The following is an 18,948-nucleotide window of genomic DNA, read 5'->3' as shown; positions in this document are numbered from 1 at the left end:
TTTTAACTTTAGTTAGATATTAAATATCACAAAATGAACTTGGAAGAGAACAAAAGAAACGCAATAGCCTTTTACAAAATGGCATATGAGGGCCAGCCGCAGCAGGCGGTAGATCAGTTTGTTGGTGATGAGTACATTCAGCACAATCCTGATGTGGCCAATGGAACGGATGGGTTCGTCGACTATTTTTTACGTATGCAAAAAGAATACCCGGAGAAAAGTATAGAATTTGTTCGTGTGATAGCCGAAGGAAACCTTGTGGCATTGCATTCGCACCAGACCTGGCCAGGCAATGATCAGTATGTGACGATGGATTTTTTCCGATTTGATGACAGCGGCAAGATCGTGGAACACTGGGATGCAATCCAACAAATTCCAGAATCCTCCGCGAATCCAAATATGATGTATTGATATCTTCTAGTATTGCTAAAGTTTATTGTTCTTCTGGCAATCAAAGAACTGATTATTTCTTGGTCCAAAGGAATTAAAATATGTATTTGACGAGTGCCAAAAATGAATGACTTCAACCCCTAACAAAACCCAAAACCACGCTTCCTCGTTATCGCTGAGGAGGCACTTAATAATTAATGCCTACCTTTGTAAAAATTATTAACCAATCGAGTCAATCCAATCCCACTCAAGAACTTTCACGATCCTATCCTTCGTGAAATAAATAATCACAAGATAATTTCTGATACGATAGATTCTAACACATCCCTGTATCTTTGTTGGGATTGCTTATGACTCCAATCACATCTTATTATATTCCCATAAATGGCGAAAAAGAAAAAAGACAATAGGCGAAAAATCAATCGCACTAATAAAGTATTAAACACCGATGCTGTAAGAAAGCAAGTAGTAAGTCTCTTCGACGAAAACCCTGGAGAGGCCTTTACAGTAAAACAAATTTTTAGTAAAGCAGGACTCAGGGATAAACAGTCCAAAAAAGCAGGGCTCAATTTTGTGCTTGACCTCGAGCAGGAAGGCACCGTAGAGCAGTTGCGAAACGGGTCATTTAGATCGCGGGTTACCGCAACCACAACAGGATTGCAAGGCATAGTCGATCATGTAAATCGAAGATTTGCGTATGTGATCTGCGAAGGTGAGGAAGAGGACATTTGGATAAAAACCGATGATCTGAAAGGAGCCATCAATGGTGACAGAGTGACCGTGCGAATCAAAAGTGGAGGACGTCACGGTAGCAGACCCGAAGGAGTCGTGACTAGTATTGTATCCAGAGGGCGGACAGAATTTGTAGGGAAGATAGAAGTCTTACCCAACTATGCTTTTGTAACACCAGATTTTAGAAAGATCTATAATGATATTTTTATATATCCCGAAAAAATAGGGAAAGCCAAAACCAACGACAAAGTGCTGGTCAAAATCAAAGAGTGGCATGGTGGCAAGCAAAAGAATCCTGTAGGTCAAGTCGTAGAAGTATTGGGTAAAGCAGGTGATCACGAGACAGAGATTCACTCGATCATGGCGGAATTCGAACTCCCCTTTCGTTTTCCTAAAAATGTGGAGGAAGCAGCGAAAAATATACCCGCAGAAATTCCTAAGAATGAAATCAAAAAAAGGAAAGACCTCAGAGGCGTCACAACCTTTACTATCGACCCCGAGGATGCCAAAGATTTTGATGATGCGATCTCTGTAGAGTATCTAAAAAATGGGAATTACGAAATCGGTGTGCATATAGCCGATGTGTCCTACTATGTGGAAGAGGACGGAGTTTTAGATAATGAAGCTGTAAATAGAGCGACATCCGTGTATTTAGTTGATCGTACCATACCCATGCTTCCCGAAAAATTATCAAATGGCCTCTGTTCACTCAGGCCTAAGGAAGAGAAGCTGACTTTTTCAGCCATTTTTGAGATTTCGCCGACGGCTGAAATCAAAAGCCAATGGTTTGGTAGAACAGTGACTTATTCTGATCGCAGGTTTACCTACGAAGAGGCGCAAGAAAGAATAGAAAGTGGTGAAGGAGATTTTCAAGAAGAAATCAACTTACTCAATGGACTGGCTCATAAACTCAAAGATCAGCGATTTAAAAAAGGAGCGATCGGCTTTGAAACGGTTGAAGTCAAATTCAAACTAGATGAAAACGGAAAGCCCATAGGTCTATTTCCAAAAGAAAGAAAAGACGCACACAAACTGGTGGAGGAATTTATGCTACTGGCTAACAAGAAAGTCGCGGAGTTTATCTTCAACAAACACAAAGGAGAAGATACCTTTGTCTATAGAACTCATGATGACCCAAATCCTGAGAAACTAGAAACATTTTCCAAGTTTGCGGCCAGGTTTGGTCATCGCATGAATCTGGGTGCAGATATTTCAGGTAGTTTGAATGCACTCATGGATGATATTAATGGTAAGCCCGAACAGAATGTATTAGAATCTTTGGCCATTCGCACCATGTCTAAGGCGGTGTACACCACCGAACCCAAGGGACATTTTGGATTAGCCTTTCCACATTATACACACTTCACTTCTCCGATTAGGAGATATCCCGATGTGATGGTGCACCGTTTGCTACAGCACTATCTCGATGGAGCCAAATCTCCTAAAGTGGAACCGTACAACGAACTGTGTCGACATTCTTCTGAGCGAGAGAAAAGAGCAGCTGATGCCGAGCGTGCATCTATCAAATTCAAGCAGGTCGAATTTATGCAAATGGCTGAAAAGCGGCCCTTTGATGGAATTATTTCAGGAGTCACCGAGTGGGGCATTTTTGTAGAATTGATCGAGACCAAGTGCGAAGGTATGATCAGGATGTCCACAATGACCGATGACTTCTATGAATTTGACGAAAAGAATTTTCGCATGATTGGCAAACGAAATAAAAGGATGTTTACTTTGGGCGATCAAGTCACCGTGATGGTGGTAGATACCGATATTGATCGCAGAACCATTGATCTTGAGATTGTAAATAATGACTGAAGACATCATAATTTTTCAGAAAAAACTGACAGAACGGCTGCTGGAACTTGACTTGGACAAGCAACCCAAAGAACTCTACGAGCCGATTCATTATACGCTCAGTCTGGGCGGCAAACGCATGCGGCCGATATTGGCGATTATGGCCTATATGTGTAGCAAAGATGATTGGGAGCGAATTATTGATCCGGCACTTTCCATTGAGCTGTTTCACAATTTTACCTTGATCCATGATGATATAATGGATGAAGCACCACTCAGAAGAGGTCAACCTACCGTGTACAAAAAATGGAACAAAGACATCGCTATTCTTTCAGGTGATGTACTCATGGTCATGGCCTATGATTTACTAATGAGAGCAGACTACAAGGATTTCAAATATCTACTTAGACTGTTTAACCAGTGCGCAATAGAAGTGTGTGAAGGCCAGCAGCTAGATATGAACTTTGAAGAGCGCTCATTTGTGAGTGAGGATGAGTACATTGAAATGATTCGCCTCAAGACGGCTGTTCTCCTTGGGTTTAGTCTTGAGCTTGGAGGTTTGCTAGGAGGCATGACAAAAGAGGAGGCCATACACCTTAGAGAATTTGGGGTCAATATTGGCATTGGGTTTCAGCTGAAAGATGACCTTTTGGATGTCTATGGAGATGCCCAAAAATTTGGCAAGCAGGTAGGTGGAGATATCATTGCCAACAAGAAGACACTCTTGTTGATCAAGGCCATTGAACTGGCTGAAGGGAAACAAAAATTGGATTTGCATAACTTGATGGCTGACAAAGAAATAGATCCTGAGGTGAAGGTAAAAAAGATGAAGGCAATTTATGAAGACCTCAATATTGAAGCGATTGCAGAGAAGGCTATGAACGACCACTTTGAAAAAGGATTTGTCCAACTCAATACCCTTGAAGTGAGCGATTATAATATTCAACCGTTAAGAAAATTCACCGAAGCGCTGATTGCAAGAGATCATTAATAAAATATTATGTCCTGGACCACAGTCATTATTATCATCAATGTTGCAGTCAGCTATATGGGATTTCAAGATCCGAACTTTAAGCATAGACTCATGATGAACCCTGTTGCCATATTAAACAATAGGCAATGGTATCGTACAATCACTTCTGGATTTATCCATGCCAACTGGATGCACCTTGGATTCAACATGTTTACTTTTTATTTTTTTGGCAGCACAGTAGAGTACATTTTTGCTGGATTGAAAGGTGATCTGGGAGGGATCTATTTTATTTCCTTCTACCTTCTAGGCATCGTGATTTCAGACCTTCCCTCTCTGATCAAACACAAAGATCACCCGCATTATAATTCACTTGGTGCGTCAGGCGGTGTAGCTGCAATAGTATTCTGTAGCATATTATTTTATCCAACAAATGACATTTGTCTTTATGGCTTTTTGTGTCTTCCGGGATTTATTCTAGGTGTGTTGTACTTGATCTACTCATACACCAAAGGCAAGGACATGTCTGATAATATCAACCACGATGCTCACCTAATTGGAGCCATTTTTGGATTAATATTTAGTGTGCTGATTGAGCCACATGTACTTGCAGGCTTTATAGAGCAGGTCGGCCAATGGGGAATCTTTCGATAACCTACAATAACAATTAAAACTGATAAGCGGTATTGCCGTGTGAAAATTCTTCTGCAGAAAGCTCAGGATTGATTTCAACATTTTTGAACTCATATTTCTCGAAAAGTCCAAGCTCGTCATAGATTTCGAGTTTTAAAGGAATCTGCTTTTCAATGTCTATATACAAATACATTTTTGCTGCATAGTCGGTAGGAACCTTGATGATGTCTCCTTCTTTCACTCCGGCGAACAGACCTAGCTGATTGTTTTTCTCGTAGATCAAATATTCGTTTAGCCTATTTTTTAGTGCAATACTTGCAATACTTTCACCTTTCTTCACCTCATGATTTAAATAACCAAAGTCAGAGTTGACCATAGATATTACCTCACAGTTTCTACCATTCACACGAGCTGTTCCGTGCTCATTCAAGATTTGATTGATCTCATTTTTGTGTTTGTAAAAAAGATATTCCATCACAGAGACCACATGATCATAGCCACAATCCAAAATAGTGTGGTGCTGACCCTTGCGCATCAGATCTCCTTTTGGATCCAATTTTAGGTTAACCCAGGGGAAACCATTCGGGTTGACAAGCGCTCTTTTTTCATCCGTTGGGTGTGGATATAGAACCTCGATACCAGCTTGTGGTTCTTGAAGTTTCATATAGACCTGATAAGGCCTACGAGTCATTTTTACTGAAGACTCATTGGATTCAAATTTTCCATTGATTCTCTCTGTTCGGACAAAGTCATATTTGAGAGATTCGATCTGACGTGTGGCTTCAAAAACCTGTTGGACCTTTTGATCAACCGCTACTTTGTTTGGATCAGTAAAACTCAGCGAAACTGCTGCAGCTATGAATGTGAGGACTAGAGAGGACTTCATCATAATAATTCGGTTCGAAATATCCAGAAATTGTTTGATATTCCCCCATAGGACAAATAATAAAGCACTGACCCCCAATTGCTTTTCTATTTTGTAAATTGCATGCTAAACCCGATTGTTACTATGAAAAAAATTATATCCTCCACATTTCTGTTTTTCATCGTTTTCTCAGCCATATCACAGGAAGTAATGACACCCGAACGCCTGTGGAATCTTGGTCGTGTAAGTGGCGTTGGTTTATCTATCGACAATCAATCTGTTGTATATGGTGTAACCAAATATGATATTACAACTAACACTAGCAAAACCGAATATTATTCAATTCCATTGTCTGGCGGAGAAGCCACTCGGGTGAACGACCCAAATACGCTCGTCAAAGACAACAAATTATCTCCTGATGGAACATTTAAAATCTATCATAAGCGTGTTAAGATTCATAGCATTTCAGGATCTGATTATTACCCAGAATTAGATAAGTCTCAGGTTCAAATCTATAACGATCTCATGTATCGTCACTGGGATACTTGGGCAGATGGCAGCTTTGATCATATATTTATGAGCAAATCTGATGGTTCTGAGGAGATCGACATTATGAAAAACAAGACCTTTAAGTGTCCAACGAGCCCATTCGGGGATGAATCGGATTATATCTGGGATACTAAAGGACGCAGAATATTGTATGTGACTAAAACCAAGGCTGGAGTGGCCTATGCCTCCAGTACAAATACTGATATTTTCTCTTATGATCTAAACACGCAAACCACGACCAATCTCACCAAAGGTATGATGGGCTATGACAATAGTCCTGCATTTTCAAAATATGGAATATTGGGGTGGCTCAGTATGTCAACAGAGGGCAATGAATCTGACAAAAATGATATAGTAATATCAGACCGATACGGACAGAAAAACCTCACAGCAGACTGGGACGGCACGGTCGATGAATTCAAATGGTCGGAAGATGGTAAGGAGATCTTTTTTGTAGCTCCCAAAGGAGGAGAGAAACATCTTTTTTCAGTAAACTATCCTGGAAAATCTAAAAAGACACCTGAGGTAAGACAAATTACGAAAGGGCAATTTGATATCACTGGCATCATAGGGCAGAATGGAAAATCTTTGGTTGTGACCCGTACAGATATGAATCATGCCAAGGAGATATTTATAGTAAACCTTGCGGACGGTGGTATGTCGCAACTGACTCATGTCAACGATAGCCTCTATGATTCCATTGCCTTGAGCAAAGTGGAAAAAAGGATGATCCAAACCACTGATAATAAACAAATGGTAACCTGGGTGATCTATCCACCTAATTTTGATCCAGCTAAGAAATACCCTACCCTGCTCTATTGCCAAGGAGGCCCTCATGGAGCGCTGTCGCAATTCTATTCTTTCCGATGGAATTTTCAACTCATGGCGGCACAAGGGTATATTGTTGTCGCTCCAAACCGTCGAGGAATGCCAGGCCATGGAGTGGAATGGAATCAACAAATCAGCAAAGACTACGGCGGACAAAATATGCAAGACTACCTGTCGGCAATTGATACGATGGCCAAAGAACCGTATGTTGACAGTGATAGATTAGGTGCAGTTGGTGCTAGCTATGGTGGGTATTCAGTATTTTACTTAGCAGGAATCCACAACAAACGCTTCAAGAGCTTTATTTCTCATGACGGCATCTTCAACTGGAGAAGCATGTATGGGACGACCGAAGAACTCTTTTTTGTAAACTGGGATATAGGTGGCCCCTATTGGGAGAAAGACAATGCTGCAGCACAGCAGTCATATACCAAATTTAACCCCATCGAACTAGTAGAAAAATGGGATACTCCAATTTTGATTGTACAGGGAGGCAAGGATTATAGAGTTCCCATCGGTCAGGGTCTAGAGGCATTTCAAGCGGCACAGGTACTAGGGATAAAAAGCAGATTAATCTATTTGCCTGAGGAAAATCATTGGGTGCTGTCAGCACAAAATGGAATCGTCTGGCAAAAAGAGTTTTTCAGGTGGCTCCGGGAGACCTTGTAAATCATGAAGTGCGTGACCAATAAAATTTGCTATGCTTCAAAAGAGATAGCAGAAGAAGCACTAGTCGAAAACCGAAGTAGACACTATCATTCAGAAAATAGCGGCCCAATCAATGTTTATGAATGTAGGGAATGTGGTAACTATCATTTCACCTCACAAGGTGAGATCAGTGAGTTGATCAAAAAGAACAAGTCGAAAATAGACGCTAATCGCGAAGCTAATTTTTGGGAACGAAAACTGAGGTAGAAAGCCTATAATGAATCCGTCTTTGCGAGCAAAACGACGCAATCTCATTTTATTTTCTGCGAGCTATATAGTGTTCCTTTTCGGTTTCAATATCCACACTTATAATAGTTGAAGATGATTTTCTTTTAAAATAAGAAGTGAAACAAAAAAAGAGAGGCTTCAAATGAAGCCTCTCTTTACTAACTAATTACTCAACTTTACTCGGTTCTTAGAATCTCACATTTACTGTAAGATTGTACATTGATCCTAGCTGACTGAAATGGTAGCCATCATAGGTCATTTGAGAATATCTTTGATTGAAAGTAATCAGGTTAGACTGGTTCTGAACTTGAGCAGGATCATTCAAAATGCTCTCTCCAGCTCCGTTAAGCGCCTTGAATTCCCACTCTGGTAATACATTCAAAATGTTGTTCACATTAAATGAAATGTTTACGTTGTCCGAAGCAGAAAAATTTACTCCAAGGTCAGTTACAACCTTAGGTTTGAACTCCGTCTTCAAGTTAGAATCCATTCCCTGCTGTCTGAAAGTAGTTGTTCCGAAGTAGGTGTTGTTCAAGGAGAACCCAAACTTGCCCAAATCATAATTAACACCTAATATCCACTTAGTTTTTGGTCTTGAAGTAAAGAACAATGCTTCTTGTGTTTCATTTACAACTGACTGACCTGCACCAGCCACCAAGGCAGGATTTTTCACGTCTCCATCTCTTTCGTTCTGGATCGTGTAGTTTCCTGATAGAGTAAATCTCATGGTACCATTCCCAACACCTAGATTTTTGTAGTTGGCTACAAAATCAATACCTGAAGTTTTAGTATCCAAAGCGTTTACAAAGAAGCTAACGTCGCTTAGATTATTGGCGGCCAATACCTGATCCAATGCAGTGTTTCCACCAGTCGGACCGATCTCAGTACTCAATACGATTCTGTCTTTTACAGCAATGTTGTAATAGTCGATGGTGACATCGAAATCCTCACTTGGTCTTGCACCTAATCCAATAGTGAAGTTGAAAGACTCTTCAGCATCCAATTGTGGAATACCCAAAAGTTTGGCCTGCGGAGACACATTGTTTACTAATCCTCCCACCTGGATACCAGCTCCTGGAACAAAGCTATATTGTGCTTTTTGCGTGTAGATTTGATGCAATGTAGGTGCTCTGAATCCGGTAGAGGCAGATGCTCTCAAGGTCATCTTATCATCCATCAACTTGTATCTTGAACTCAACTTCCAAACAAATGCCTGACCGAAATCACTGTAGTTTTCCATACGAATGGTACCATTGAGCAGGAAGTCATCGGTCACATCGTAGGATAGATCAAAATATCCACCAAAATTGTATCTGTTGAACTTGCCTGAGTTCTCAGGAGTGTTTCCAGCAAATGAATCTGCACCACCACCGTCATAAGAAGCTTTGTCTCCTTCGATTACCGTGAAGGTTTCGTTTCTAAACTCAGCACCAAAAGCCATAGCCAATGAATTCGAGATCTCTTTGGTAATGTCTATGTTCCCAACGATGTGAGAAAACCTGGTTCCGCCTGGATCAAAACTAATCGGGCTGTTTTCTCTGTATAGCAGAGAGCCTTCATTGATTTCACCGGCATCAACAGTGCCATTGCTGTTTGCATCTAGCCAAGTAGAGGGAGAGTAGACAAAATTTCTATTGTGAGAATTAGTCACCTTATAGGTTTGAGTATTTCCACCTACGGTGAAACTCCCGTCGTATGTCCATCCATTTCTTTCTGATCTTACTCCGAGGGTTCCATTATAGTCATTCAAGAGTCCGTCGAATGTAGGCACATATCCGTCATATCCACCTGCGTTAGTCGGGTGGTCGCCTGGGAAGAAATCAGCTAGATATGGAAAGTCAGTAACTGTTCTCCAGTAAGGAGTTCTATAATTCGCAAAACTGTTTACATTTTTATAAACATAAGCTCCGTTGAAATAACCTTGAACATCACTGCTGATATTAAATCCACCATTCAGTAGAAACTTTGCGGCTGTAGTCTCTGGAGATCCATTGACGTTTCCTGCGTCTGGTCTTCTGTTCAAAAACTCTCTGACGTCCGCAATATTAGCACCAAAATCCCCCGCTTCACCGGCAGCATTTACAGTACCTGGTCTGTTGGCCAATTCTCTTTTAGAGAAATCTACTGTGTAGTTCAAGAAACCATCGTTACCCAAAGTAGTACCGCTGTTCAAGCTTACACCAACTGTTTCTCCGTCACCTTCGCCAGTGATACCAGCACGTAATGTCACAGATCCGTAGTCCACGTCATCTTTGAGAATAATGTTCATTACACCAGCGATGGCATCAGATCCATACTGAGCTGATGCACCATCTCTTAGTATTTCCACTCGCTCGATAGCATCCTGTGGAATAGCTGAAATGTCAGCACCGGTTTCTCCTCTACCAGGAGACGTCTGAGTGTAAAGAAGTGCACTCAAGTTTTTTCTTTTGCCATTGATCAAAATCAAGGTACGGCTAGGCCCCATGTTTCTGATCTCATATGGATCCAGCAACGAAGTCGCATCGTTTACGGGAGTTTGCACAGAGTTGAATGAAGGTACCCGATAGGTCAACGCCTTGTCAAAGGTATTTTGTCCTGTGCTAATCAAATCCTTAGCGTCCAAAATATCGACGGGTACAGCAGTATCCACCGAAGATCTCGGTCTACTCCTTGTACCTACCACTACTAACTCATTCAAAAGCTCGACATTTTCCTCCAATGTGGCGTTCAATGTTTTGTTTTCTCCTGAAGCAACTGTAGTGGTAATCTTTTTCGTCAAATACCCTACAAAACTTATAGACACTTCATGTGTGCCTGCCGGTACTTTGAGAGTATACTCACCGTTTACATTGGTGATCGTACCGTTGCTACTCGAGATGCTTACCGTAGCACCTATTACTGGACCACTCTTGTCAGAAATGACCCCACTAAGTTGCTGAGCACTTACCGCAAATGGCAGGACCAGCAACATTAAAATCTGTAATGATTTTCTCATGTTAAATTTATTTTAGTTGATATAGATATAGGCGTAGTTTTACTCCGCTTATGTAGGTATACAGCTAGCTCGGTTCTAGCACCCACTCTGTCTAAAAATAAATTCTATTGAGACCTTCAGTAATACTTTTATATTATTTGGAAAATGGACACTTGTTCAAAATAGAATTCTTCATCTATGAACTACTGCTCTACTAAGTATTGGATGGGTTTGATTCCGTTGAGTCGCAAGTAGATTGTAGTAAGACCTTTGTGATGTACTAGGTGTGCTCCCCAAGCTGTATTCACTCCAGGAAAGTTTTTGAACTGAACTCTCCAGGTTTCTGCTGTTTTGATGGAAAAGTCACTGACTATTGCGTTACCCTCATTAGCTATGCAAGCCATACTTGTTGCTAGGATGACTAAAGAATTAACCTAGACTTAACATTGCATTCGAAACCATTCCATAATAATATGCGTTCTTTGTATCAGAAACTAACCACGATCGAGTGGTTACTAAAGTCACAGCGGGGATGACCAAGATAAAGTAGATCGTCGCGAAAGGGGTTTTATGAACAAGAAGCCTCAGCTGAACTGGCCAAAGAAGCCGGTTTTTTTTATGTCCAATTTTCTGTTCCCTAACCATTAATCTGTCTTTTGACAGGATAAAACATGTCATAAAAACTATCCTTGGGTGGGTACAACCATAGTAACTCAATCACATGGCCAATAGATTTGTCTAACAATTTTAATATGAGAAAATGCTTACATCGGAGTATTGGAGATGCCAATACTCCGAATTTTTCCATCTTTTAAATCAATAGTTATGACTGATACTTTATCAATTACTCCCTACCACAAGCGGCTTGTTAGAGCTACATTCTGGATGGTAGAATCGAAAGCTGATAACACTGCTAAGGTTTTTTACAATAGATTATTTGAAACAAGCCCTGAATTGCGCCCGATCATGAAGGCTAATGAAAACAGCCAAGGCAGAGCAATGATCGAAATGGTATCGATGTTGGTCAAAGGACTAAACACACTGGAGGTACTTGCCCCAGTAGTCAGAAATATTGGTAAACGATACAGTCGGTATGGCCTGGGTGTTGAGCATTATAATATGGCCGCATCGGCTTTGCTATATTCTTTCAAAGGTGAGCTTCGCGAAAATTGGAATGAGGAGGTAGAAGCAGCGTGGCTGGAAGTACATGAAAAAGTCTCAGAAATTCTTCAAACTGCGTAATGATAGTCATCAAAAAATACATCGGGATTGCGATAAGTCTAATTTCATATGCGCTACTGATGTCACTTATGCTAGTAGGTTAGATCAGAGTCAGAAGGATATCCCGCCAAATATGATTTCGAACACTTGATCCTTTCTATCAGGAAGACGGCTATACCTAAACCCCATGTCTATGAGCGGTAGCGTTCTAAACAAGTTAAAGTTAAATGATACTTCGGCACCATAGGATTTTAAATCGAGGTCTCCGTCGGTTCTTCCCCTGCCGATTCCATAGTCATAAAACCCGTTGACATAGACCCGTCTAAGATTGAAAACCGGACCCAGGTGCCAATCCATATAGAACAACGGCATTTTATAGTTGAAAGACAGGTTGACAAATGAGTCAAAAGAGATATAGCTGAACCCTCTGGTGTAGCGGATTGGACTAGAAAATCTATATTCTGAATTGTCTTCATATTGAAATGCGCCATTCAACTGTACGGAGTGATGATCGAATAGGCCAGGAAAGTACAAACTTGATTCTGCTGAGAATAACTCGCTTTGATAATCTCCTCCAAATGGAGTCTGCCTATAGTTCAATTCCAACGTTTGACCCCAACGGCTGTTTAGGTCCAGGTAGCTTTTTTTGAGTAAGCGCTGGTAGGATGCCACATACTGCATGGAAATCAGCTTACCATTTCTTACATGAGTAAGCTCAGGGCTGGTGAACGGAATGTCATAATTGTTGACGGTTGTATGTTGAGTTTTTATTTCAAACTCAGCTTTCCTTACATACTTGGAGTTAGTAAAATACAGAGGTAAACGTAGGCCAGCCGTAACTTTGGTTTCGTTCCAACTGTAAGTGCGAGTATATGTTCTGTCTCCGTCCTGCACGAGCACATCAAGTGTGCGAGCACCAAATGAATAGTTGGCATCAATAATAGGATAAAAACCCTGATAGCTACCTCCAGTCACAAAGCGCCAGACCCTTTCGTTGCCATTAAAAATACCAATTGCCGAAAGAGTGGTGGTCTGCAGAAGATCTTTTGAGGTCACTCCAAAAGAGTAGTTGTTGTTAGAGGTGATAGTATTCAAACCCCAGCTATGAGGCCTCAGGATGCGGCCTACTTTCGGGTATTTTGAGGTTTCATACACTGAGTCTGGATAATTGTATAGGATTTCATCTGCATGTTCTTCTTGCACCATCTGTTTCTGAAAATCAAAACCTACATATTTGACATTTTCTGCTTTGATCCATAGGGACGGATTAACACTAACGGCGGCCATTTCAAACCCTTCAGAGGTGTAATCATTATACAAAATTTCACCAGCCTGGGAAGCTCTTGGACTAAAAGCCCCGAAACGAGAGCTGGTCACCTGGTAGTGATCTTTAGTTTCCATATTCATCGCGTAGATATTGTCTATGCCGTCGCGGTCTGTGGCGTAGTATACCCATCCATCCTGGAGAATGGGATTGCCCAGATTCTCTTTGTCTGAGTAGTAGAGTATTTCCTCCAGTCCAGTGGTGATGTTTTTCTTAAGGATTGCTTTTCCATCTAGCATGTATTTGAGCAGAATTAGATTTTCATCCTTACTATCGAATTGAGGTACGGAATAGTAATCATTATTGGGATTCTCAAATGCCCTAATCAATTCACCCGTATGGGCATCAAGTAGATGAATCTCATATTGACCTAGATCAGATTGTTGTATAGTAGCGACCCATTTTCCATTGTTGGAAATGGTGGGAGCCATATACTTCGACTTGCTGCTGAGTCGAGTGAGTTTTCTTGTTCGTAGGTCTAGTTTTTTGACTACCGAATAGGTTCGCCGTTGCCACCGGGGATCAAGTTCCAGCTCAGCCCAGACCACCGAAGAATCATTGGAACTGAGTCCATCTGGATTTTGCCAGGACCCTAGTTCATGAACTTTTGTTTCATTTCCCGATTCGTCGATTAGTACTAGAGCAGGAATTAAAGAAAACCCTGTTTTCACCACCAATACCTGATTATTGTAGACCCTTCGTGGAAAGTAATAGTTTGTAAAATTCTTTTTGGCCTCATGAGGCAACTGAGAAAACGCTGTTGGCTCAATTTGGCTAAGCTGTTGCGTGTACAATTGCTTTTGCTGGTCCAACATTTCATTATAGGTAGGAACCAGACGCTTGCCTGTTTCTTTTTTCATGGAATTGGAAAAAATAAATGGAAGATATGGTTTGGAAAAGGACCTTCCGACGATTTTACCCCAGACATCCACTCCGCTCTTATTTTTGAGATAGGTGGTCATCAAATACCCTGTGACATAGTGATTAGGGACCAGCTCACGGTAGGATTTGAGGTATTGCTTATAGTAGTTGAACCCTCCTTTATCTATCAGGTTGGCCTTGAAAGACATCAAGAATGAGGGCATTCTTCCTCGTCCGGTATGTCCAAATGAAGTTTCAACCCCTACGGCATCACCCTCATAAAACCATTGAGGAGCGGCGGCTGCCGCGGAGAGAAATGGCCCAAATTCCCCCATGAAAAAATACAGTACTTTATTTATCGGAGTGATGGCTTTTTCAAACTGGACTATATGCCTGTATTCATGCACAGTGAGGCGCTCGAGCCAGCGATCATTGCCCTGGCTGCGGTAGCCTTGTGGTTCGAACATGTACAACTCCGATCTATACGGAGCAACAGTTACAAACCCGTTGGAAACGGCATGTTGATTTTGAAGAATGATAGGAAACCGAAGTGGACTAGCATCGAGAGATCGGCTGGCAGGCTCATATATATTCTCCAGAATGTTGGTAGTACGTTGGGCTTCGTGCTCCAGGCCTGCCGGATAAATGACCTTAAAGTGCTCACTCTTCACCTGTCGCCACTTGGTGGACCCAGGCAAATTCAATAACTCTTGAGCTTCAATCCCTACAGCAGAAACTGTGAGGAACAATCCTAATATGAAGTATTTCTTCAATATCATCTATAAAGCCTCCTTTAGCGCTTTCACCAGTTTTCTCATATCACGATCGTCATTATATACATGAGGGGCTACGCGAATGAATTCACCACGAACGGAAACACTCACTCGATGAGTTTTGAGTGTGTTTGCCAGTTTATCCATTTTCTCTTGAGGAAATTTGATTCCAAACAGATGTGCCCCTCTTGCGTCTTTGTCTTCTACGTATAGGCCCAAATCACGGACTTCAGCAAGAGTAGGTTCTATTAAGTCAGCGCAGTAATTCTGTATATTTTCAACTCCCCATGATCTTAATTGTTTGATAGCAGTGATCAGCATTGGATTTGCTATGAAGTTGCTTTGTTGACCCATGCCATATCTACTGGCTCCATCCTGATATGCATCTTGGTAGTTGACTAGATTGGCAAAATCTTCACTATGGAGTCTATTGATCCAATTGTGCTCAATAGGCTCTCCCTGATCAAATCGTTCGCCAAAGTAGGCGAATCCGCTGGTATAAGGACCGAGCAACCACTTGTAGCCTGCCACAATCAAAGCATCTGGTTTGATTTCTTGTATGTCGAAAGGATAGGCACCAATAGATTGCGTACCATCTATGATCAGCGCAGCTCCCACCTTGTTGCATTTTTCTCTAATAGCTTTCAGATGGAATAACGTCCCATCTGCCCAATGGACATGACCTAGGCTCACGGCTCGGGTTCTATTGTTTATGGCTGCTAATATATTTTCGTTCCATTTTGATCCTCTTTGGTCTTCGGTATCAGGTGCGGCCACTAACATTAACTCCCCGCCATTTTTTTCACAATGGTGTTTCCATGGATAGACGTTGCTTGGGAATTGACCTTCTGTCAGTACCACATTTTCTCCTTTGGTAAGCGCTATATTATTCACCACATTTCCAATCCCATACGATACAGAAGGAACCATGACCACTCGATTGGGCTCTGGATTGTTGATTAAGTCAGAAAAAAGAATTCGAAGTATTTCTACGTCTTTAAAAAAGTCTTCACCGGTCACTTTGTAAGGTTGGCGTTTGGCTTTTATTCCTGCCATACCGGCTTTCTCTACTTTCTTCAACAAAGGAGCCATGTAGGCACAGTTGAGATAGGCATACTTTTTACTAAGGTTGAATTTCTTTCTTTGACAATTCATAGCGTTATATTAAATCGAAAGTTTAATATTAGAGAATAAAGCCCAATCGGATGAATAAATATCTTGTTTTTGAAACTAAAGAACAGGCGGAGGCAACGATTCCACTAAACCGGATTAAAAAGATTAGGTTAGATAATCGCCTCTACTGCTTGGCTCGAAATATTGAGGGGTTTAGAGTATTCGAAAAGTCCTGTCCTCATTTAGGTGAGGATTTGAGTAAAGGAAACCTAAATCCAGCAGGAGAAATTGTTTGTCCTTGGCACAGCTTCCGGTTTAGTCTATTCAGCGGTGATGAAAGTCAAAAGCGCTGTCGATCCTTAAATATTTACCGCACGGAATGGGAGAATGGTCAATTGTTTGTTTGGGTATAGCCCTCCTCAATTCTATTTCGATAACTAGAGACTAAGCAAATATCGGTTGAATCAAAAAGTAAAAAAATCGGTGCAAAACATTAGCGTCTTGCACCGATCCAGAAAGCATTCAATTTATGTCATTAGACTAATCCTCTGATTTAAGCGGAGGTAGTTCATAATCTGTAAATATGCTGGTTTCCTTCATGAGCTTTTCTATCTCATCGGATCGCCTTGGCGCCTTGTCAGAAAGCAGCTCACAGCCATCTTTGGTGATTAGGTAGTCATCTTCGATCCTGACCGGGATGTCCCACCATTTTTTGTCCGCCGGACTATCTTTCGGAATATAGATACCTGGCTCGATAGTGATCGTCATGTTTTCCTCTAGCGTTCCATAGAGCCCCTTGTCATGAACGTCGAGACCGATGTGATGACAGCACCCGTGTGGATAGTATCGGTTTCTACCGGTTTCAGGGTTAATGATATCTTCATCTTTTAGACTCTTGTACAATCCCAATTCTACCAAACCTTCGTTTACAATTTTAGCTGTAGTTTCGTAGAGTGCGGTGAAGGGCAGGCCAGCCTTGCAGCTATCCGCAGCGGCCTGCTGAGCCTCATAGACTAAGTCGTAGATAAGTTTTTGTTCTTTGGTAAAAGTGCCATTTACCGGAATCGTGCGAGTAACATCTGCTGTATAGCCATGGTATTCTGCTCCCAAATCCATTAAGATTAGTTCGCCATCCTCAATCGCTGGCTTATAATTGTCGATGTAGTGAAGAATGCAACCATGATTACCAGCTCCTACGATACTTGGGTAGCCTTCATATTCCGCGCCATATTTCTTAAAGACAAATTCGTGGATTCCCTGGATTTCAGCCTCAGACATGCCTGGCTTCATAGCCTTCATTACTTCTCGCTGACCGATAGTAGATATATCTACGGCTTTTCTGATCAGATCCAGCTCTTCTTTGGTTTTGACTCCTCTTAACTGACGCATGATTCTGTCCAGACTTACCACGTCCAAATTGTTTTTCTGAGGTTCGATAGCTAGTTCACCTTGTTTATATCCTGACTTTTGTTTGAACTGCTCAATCAAATCAAACAAATCACCTTCTTCTTCGGTGTTTCGAACATCGTTCTTGAAATCATAAAATAGGACCTTATCGAATTTGGAGAAGTCTATATTGAAATCTTTGAAGCTAGGATTTTCAAAAGCCACTTGAATGGCAAGTTTGTCATCTGCACCATCTTTGCCTAGTCTTGGGCCATCATATAGCTCCCTTAGTACATCATGACCACGAACAAAAATGATTTCGTTTAGCGTATTGTCGTTGATGTTTTGGGTTTCTTTGAAAACCATAAGCACCGAGTGAGGCTCTTTGTGTCCGGTTAGATAAAAGAAGTTAGGATCCTGATGATAGAGGAAATCTACATCGTTGGCTCTATTCCGAATGGCATTGGAGAAGAATACAGCAACCGAATTGTCAGGCATTTTTGCCCGAAGCTCTGCTCTTTTTTCTTTATGAAAATCACTTTTTAACAGGTCCTTTGGTCCCGCTTCAGGTTGCGCCTGAATGAGCAGTGGTATAGCGAGTAGTAGTACCCCAAACGTCTTCTTCATTTTTCTCATTTTCTCAGTTGTATTTTTACGTAACCTAATCAAAGCACACGCAAATTGCCAACCTCAAAATAAGTAAACGGATAGCTCCTTATGTGAATGGTAAGGCTGTCTGAAATATTAATTCCTTAATGAGAGGCCGATTGACCAGAACACAAAAAAACCCCAATCAAATAGACAGGGGTTCAAATTTTATAGAACTCAGTATGAGTTAAGCTGCTTTCTTAAAGCTTTCTCTTTTCACTGAGACTTCGAGTTTCTTGATATGAATAATTCCAACTTTGTCCATCACCCACATGATCAAATAAGTAGGATCAATTTCATGCCACCTTACGCCACCAAAATTGGCTCTGTTGCCATGCTTGTGGTGATTGTTGTGATAACTCTCTCCCATCATCAGAAAATCAAATGGTAGAAGATTCTTAGAAGTATCGCCCACTTTAAAATTCACATAGCCATAAACATGAGCAAACCAGTTGATAATAGCACCATGAATAGGAGCCATCAAAAATGCGGCAGGTAAGAACAACCATTGCCACCAAGCAGTAGCAAAAGCCATAAAAAAGAAGGTATAAGCTGCACCCCATGCGATCCTAGAGACCCATGAGCGAGCAAATTTGTCAAATGCGACCCATTCTGGCACATTGTCTGTAAACCTAGCCTCTACTTCGACCCTCTTGCTGGTAATCGCGGAATAGGTGGTTTTTGTCCTCCACATCATAGCAAACAGATTTTCATCATATTTAGGAGAGTGGGGATCTTTTTCGGTATCTGCATAGGCATGGTGCATTCTGTGCATTACTCCGTACCCATAGGCGCTGAGGTAATTTGAGCCTTGAAAAACCCAGGTAAGAAAATAACACAGTTTTTCTCCGAATCTCGACATAGTAAAACTCTGATGGGCTGAATAACGATGGAGGAAGAAAGTCTGAAAAAACAGACCGCCGTACCACATCACCAACATAAAAATTAATATTTCCATTTCAATTG

The 18,948-nt window shown here is 41.3% G+C and carries 15 protein-coding genes; 8 read left to right on the top strand and 7 right to left on the bottom strand.

Going from position 1 to position 18,948, the window contains the following annotated elements; translation table 11 throughout:
* The first annotated feature begins 33 nt into the window (after nt 1–33).
* The 4 genes from ABJF11_RS09900 (at nt 34) to ABJF11_RS09885 (ending at nt 4,543) form a co-directional block, all read left to right on the top strand.
* Nucleotides 34–411: a nuclear transport factor 2 family protein gene (locus tag ABJF11_RS09900; RefSeq protein ID WP_348119672.1), complete on the top strand. Its 378-nt coding sequence runs from the start codon at nt 34–36 to the stop codon at nt 409–411.
* Between the two features lie 363 nt (nt 412–774).
* Nucleotides 775–2,940: a ribonuclease R gene (gene rnr / locus ABJF11_RS09895; protein ID WP_348119670.1), complete on the top strand. Its 2,166-nt coding sequence runs from the start codon at nt 775–777 to the stop codon at nt 2,938–2,940.
* The gene (locus tag ABJF11_RS09890) at nt 2,933–3,910 is read left to right on the top strand and encodes a polyprenyl synthetase family protein (RefSeq protein ID WP_348119669.1); all 978 of its coding nucleotides are present in this window, start codon (nt 2,933–2,935) and stop codon (nt 3,908–3,910) included. Before rnr ends, ABJF11_RS09890 begins: the two co-directional genes overlap by 8 nt.
* A gap of 9 nt (nt 3,911–3,919) precedes the next feature.
* Nucleotides 3,920–4,543 carry a rhomboid family intramembrane serine protease gene (locus ABJF11_RS09885; RefSeq protein ID WP_348119668.1) on the top strand — a complete coding sequence of 208 codons (624 nt, stop codon included), beginning with the start codon at nt 3,920–3,922 and terminating at the stop codon, nt 4,541–4,543.
* Nucleotides 4,544–4,556: 13 nt separating this feature from the next.
* Here the strand turns inward: ABJF11_RS09885 and ABJF11_RS09880 are convergent, their stop codons facing one another.
* On the bottom strand, nt 4,557–5,411 hold the full coding sequence (locus tag ABJF11_RS09880; protein WP_348119667.1) for a DUF1571 domain-containing protein: 855 nt from the start codon (nt 5,409–5,411) through the stop codon (nt 4,557–4,559).
* Nucleotides 5,412–5,531: 120 nt separating this feature from the next.
* On the opposite strand from ABJF11_RS09880, the gene ABJF11_RS09875 reads away from it, so the two are divergent.
* Together ABJF11_RS09875 and ABJF11_RS09870 are read left to right on the top strand one after the other, a co-directional pair.
* The gene (locus tag ABJF11_RS09875; protein ID WP_348119666.1) at nt 5,532–7,433 is read left to right on the top strand and encodes a S9 family peptidase; all 1,902 of its coding nucleotides are present in this window, start codon (nt 5,532–5,534) and stop codon (nt 7,431–7,433) included.
* Between the two features lie 12 nt (nt 7,434–7,445).
* Nucleotides 7,446–7,679 carry a hypothetical protein gene (locus ABJF11_RS09870; protein ID WP_348119665.1) on the top strand — a complete coding sequence of 78 codons (234 nt, stop codon included), beginning with the start codon at nt 7,446–7,448 and terminating at the stop codon, nt 7,677–7,679.
* Between the two features lie 208 nt (nt 7,680–7,887).
* Here the strand turns inward: ABJF11_RS09870 and ABJF11_RS09865 are convergent, their stop codons facing one another.
* Both ABJF11_RS09865 and ABJF11_RS09860 read right to left on the bottom strand, forming a co-directional pair.
* The gene (locus ABJF11_RS09865; protein ID WP_348119663.1) at nt 7,888–10,677 is read right to left on the bottom strand and encodes a TonB-dependent receptor; all 2,790 of its coding nucleotides are present in this window, start codon (nt 10,675–10,677) and stop codon (nt 7,888–7,890) included.
* Between the two features lie 182 nt (nt 10,678–10,859).
* A complete protein-coding gene (locus ABJF11_RS09860; RefSeq protein WP_348119661.1) occupies nt 10,860–11,060 on the bottom strand; it encodes a hypothetical protein in 201 nt (66 codons plus the stop codon).
* 421 nt (nt 11,061–11,481) lie between these two features.
* On the opposite strand from ABJF11_RS09860, the gene ABJF11_RS09855 reads away from it, so the two are divergent.
* The gene (locus ABJF11_RS09855) at nt 11,482–11,898 is read left to right on the top strand and encodes a globin domain-containing protein (RefSeq protein WP_348119660.1); all 417 of its coding nucleotides are present in this window, start codon (nt 11,482–11,484) and stop codon (nt 11,896–11,898) included.
* A 90-nt stretch (nt 11,899–11,988) separates the two neighbouring features.
* On the opposite strand, the gene ABJF11_RS09850 is transcribed toward ABJF11_RS09855, so the two are convergent.
* Both ABJF11_RS09850 and ABJF11_RS09845 read right to left on the bottom strand, forming a co-directional pair.
* On the bottom strand, nt 11,989–14,841 hold the full coding sequence (locus tag ABJF11_RS09850) for a hypothetical protein (protein ID WP_348119659.1): 2,853 nt from the start codon (nt 14,839–14,841) through the stop codon (nt 11,989–11,991).
* A complete protein-coding gene (locus ABJF11_RS09845) occupies nt 14,842–15,990 on the bottom strand; it encodes an aminotransferase class V-fold PLP-dependent enzyme (protein WP_348119658.1) in 1,149 nt (382 codons plus the stop codon).
* 50 nt (nt 15,991–16,040) lie between these two features.
* On the opposite strand from ABJF11_RS09845, the gene ABJF11_RS09840 reads away from it, so the two are divergent.
* Complete coding sequence (locus ABJF11_RS09840) at nt 16,041–16,361, top strand: Rieske 2Fe-2S domain-containing protein (protein ID WP_348119657.1); 321 nt, start codon at nt 16,041–16,043, stop codon at nt 16,359–16,361.
* Nucleotides 16,362–16,488: 127 nt separating this feature from the next.
* Here ABJF11_RS09840 and ABJF11_RS09835 read toward each other — a convergent pair whose 3' ends face one another.
* Nucleotides 16,489–17,961 (bottom strand): aminopeptidase P family protein, encoded by a 1,473-nt coding sequence (locus ABJF11_RS09835; RefSeq protein ID WP_348119655.1) that lies wholly within the window; start codon nt 17,959–17,961, stop codon nt 16,489–16,491.
* 208 nt (nt 17,962–18,169) lie between these two features.
* Nucleotides 18,170–18,940: an acyl-CoA desaturase gene (locus ABJF11_RS09830; protein WP_348119653.1), complete on the bottom strand. Its 771-nt coding sequence runs from the start codon at nt 18,938–18,940 to the stop codon at nt 18,170–18,172.
* Between the last annotated feature and the right edge of the window lie 8 nt (nt 18,941–18,948).

The sequence above is a fragment of the Reichenbachiella sp. genome, assembly GCF_039941815.1.
Lineage (GTDB): Bacteria > Bacteroidota > Bacteroidia > Cytophagales > Cyclobacteriaceae > Reichenbachiella.
This window is presented reverse-complemented; position numbering and strand designations above follow the sequence as displayed.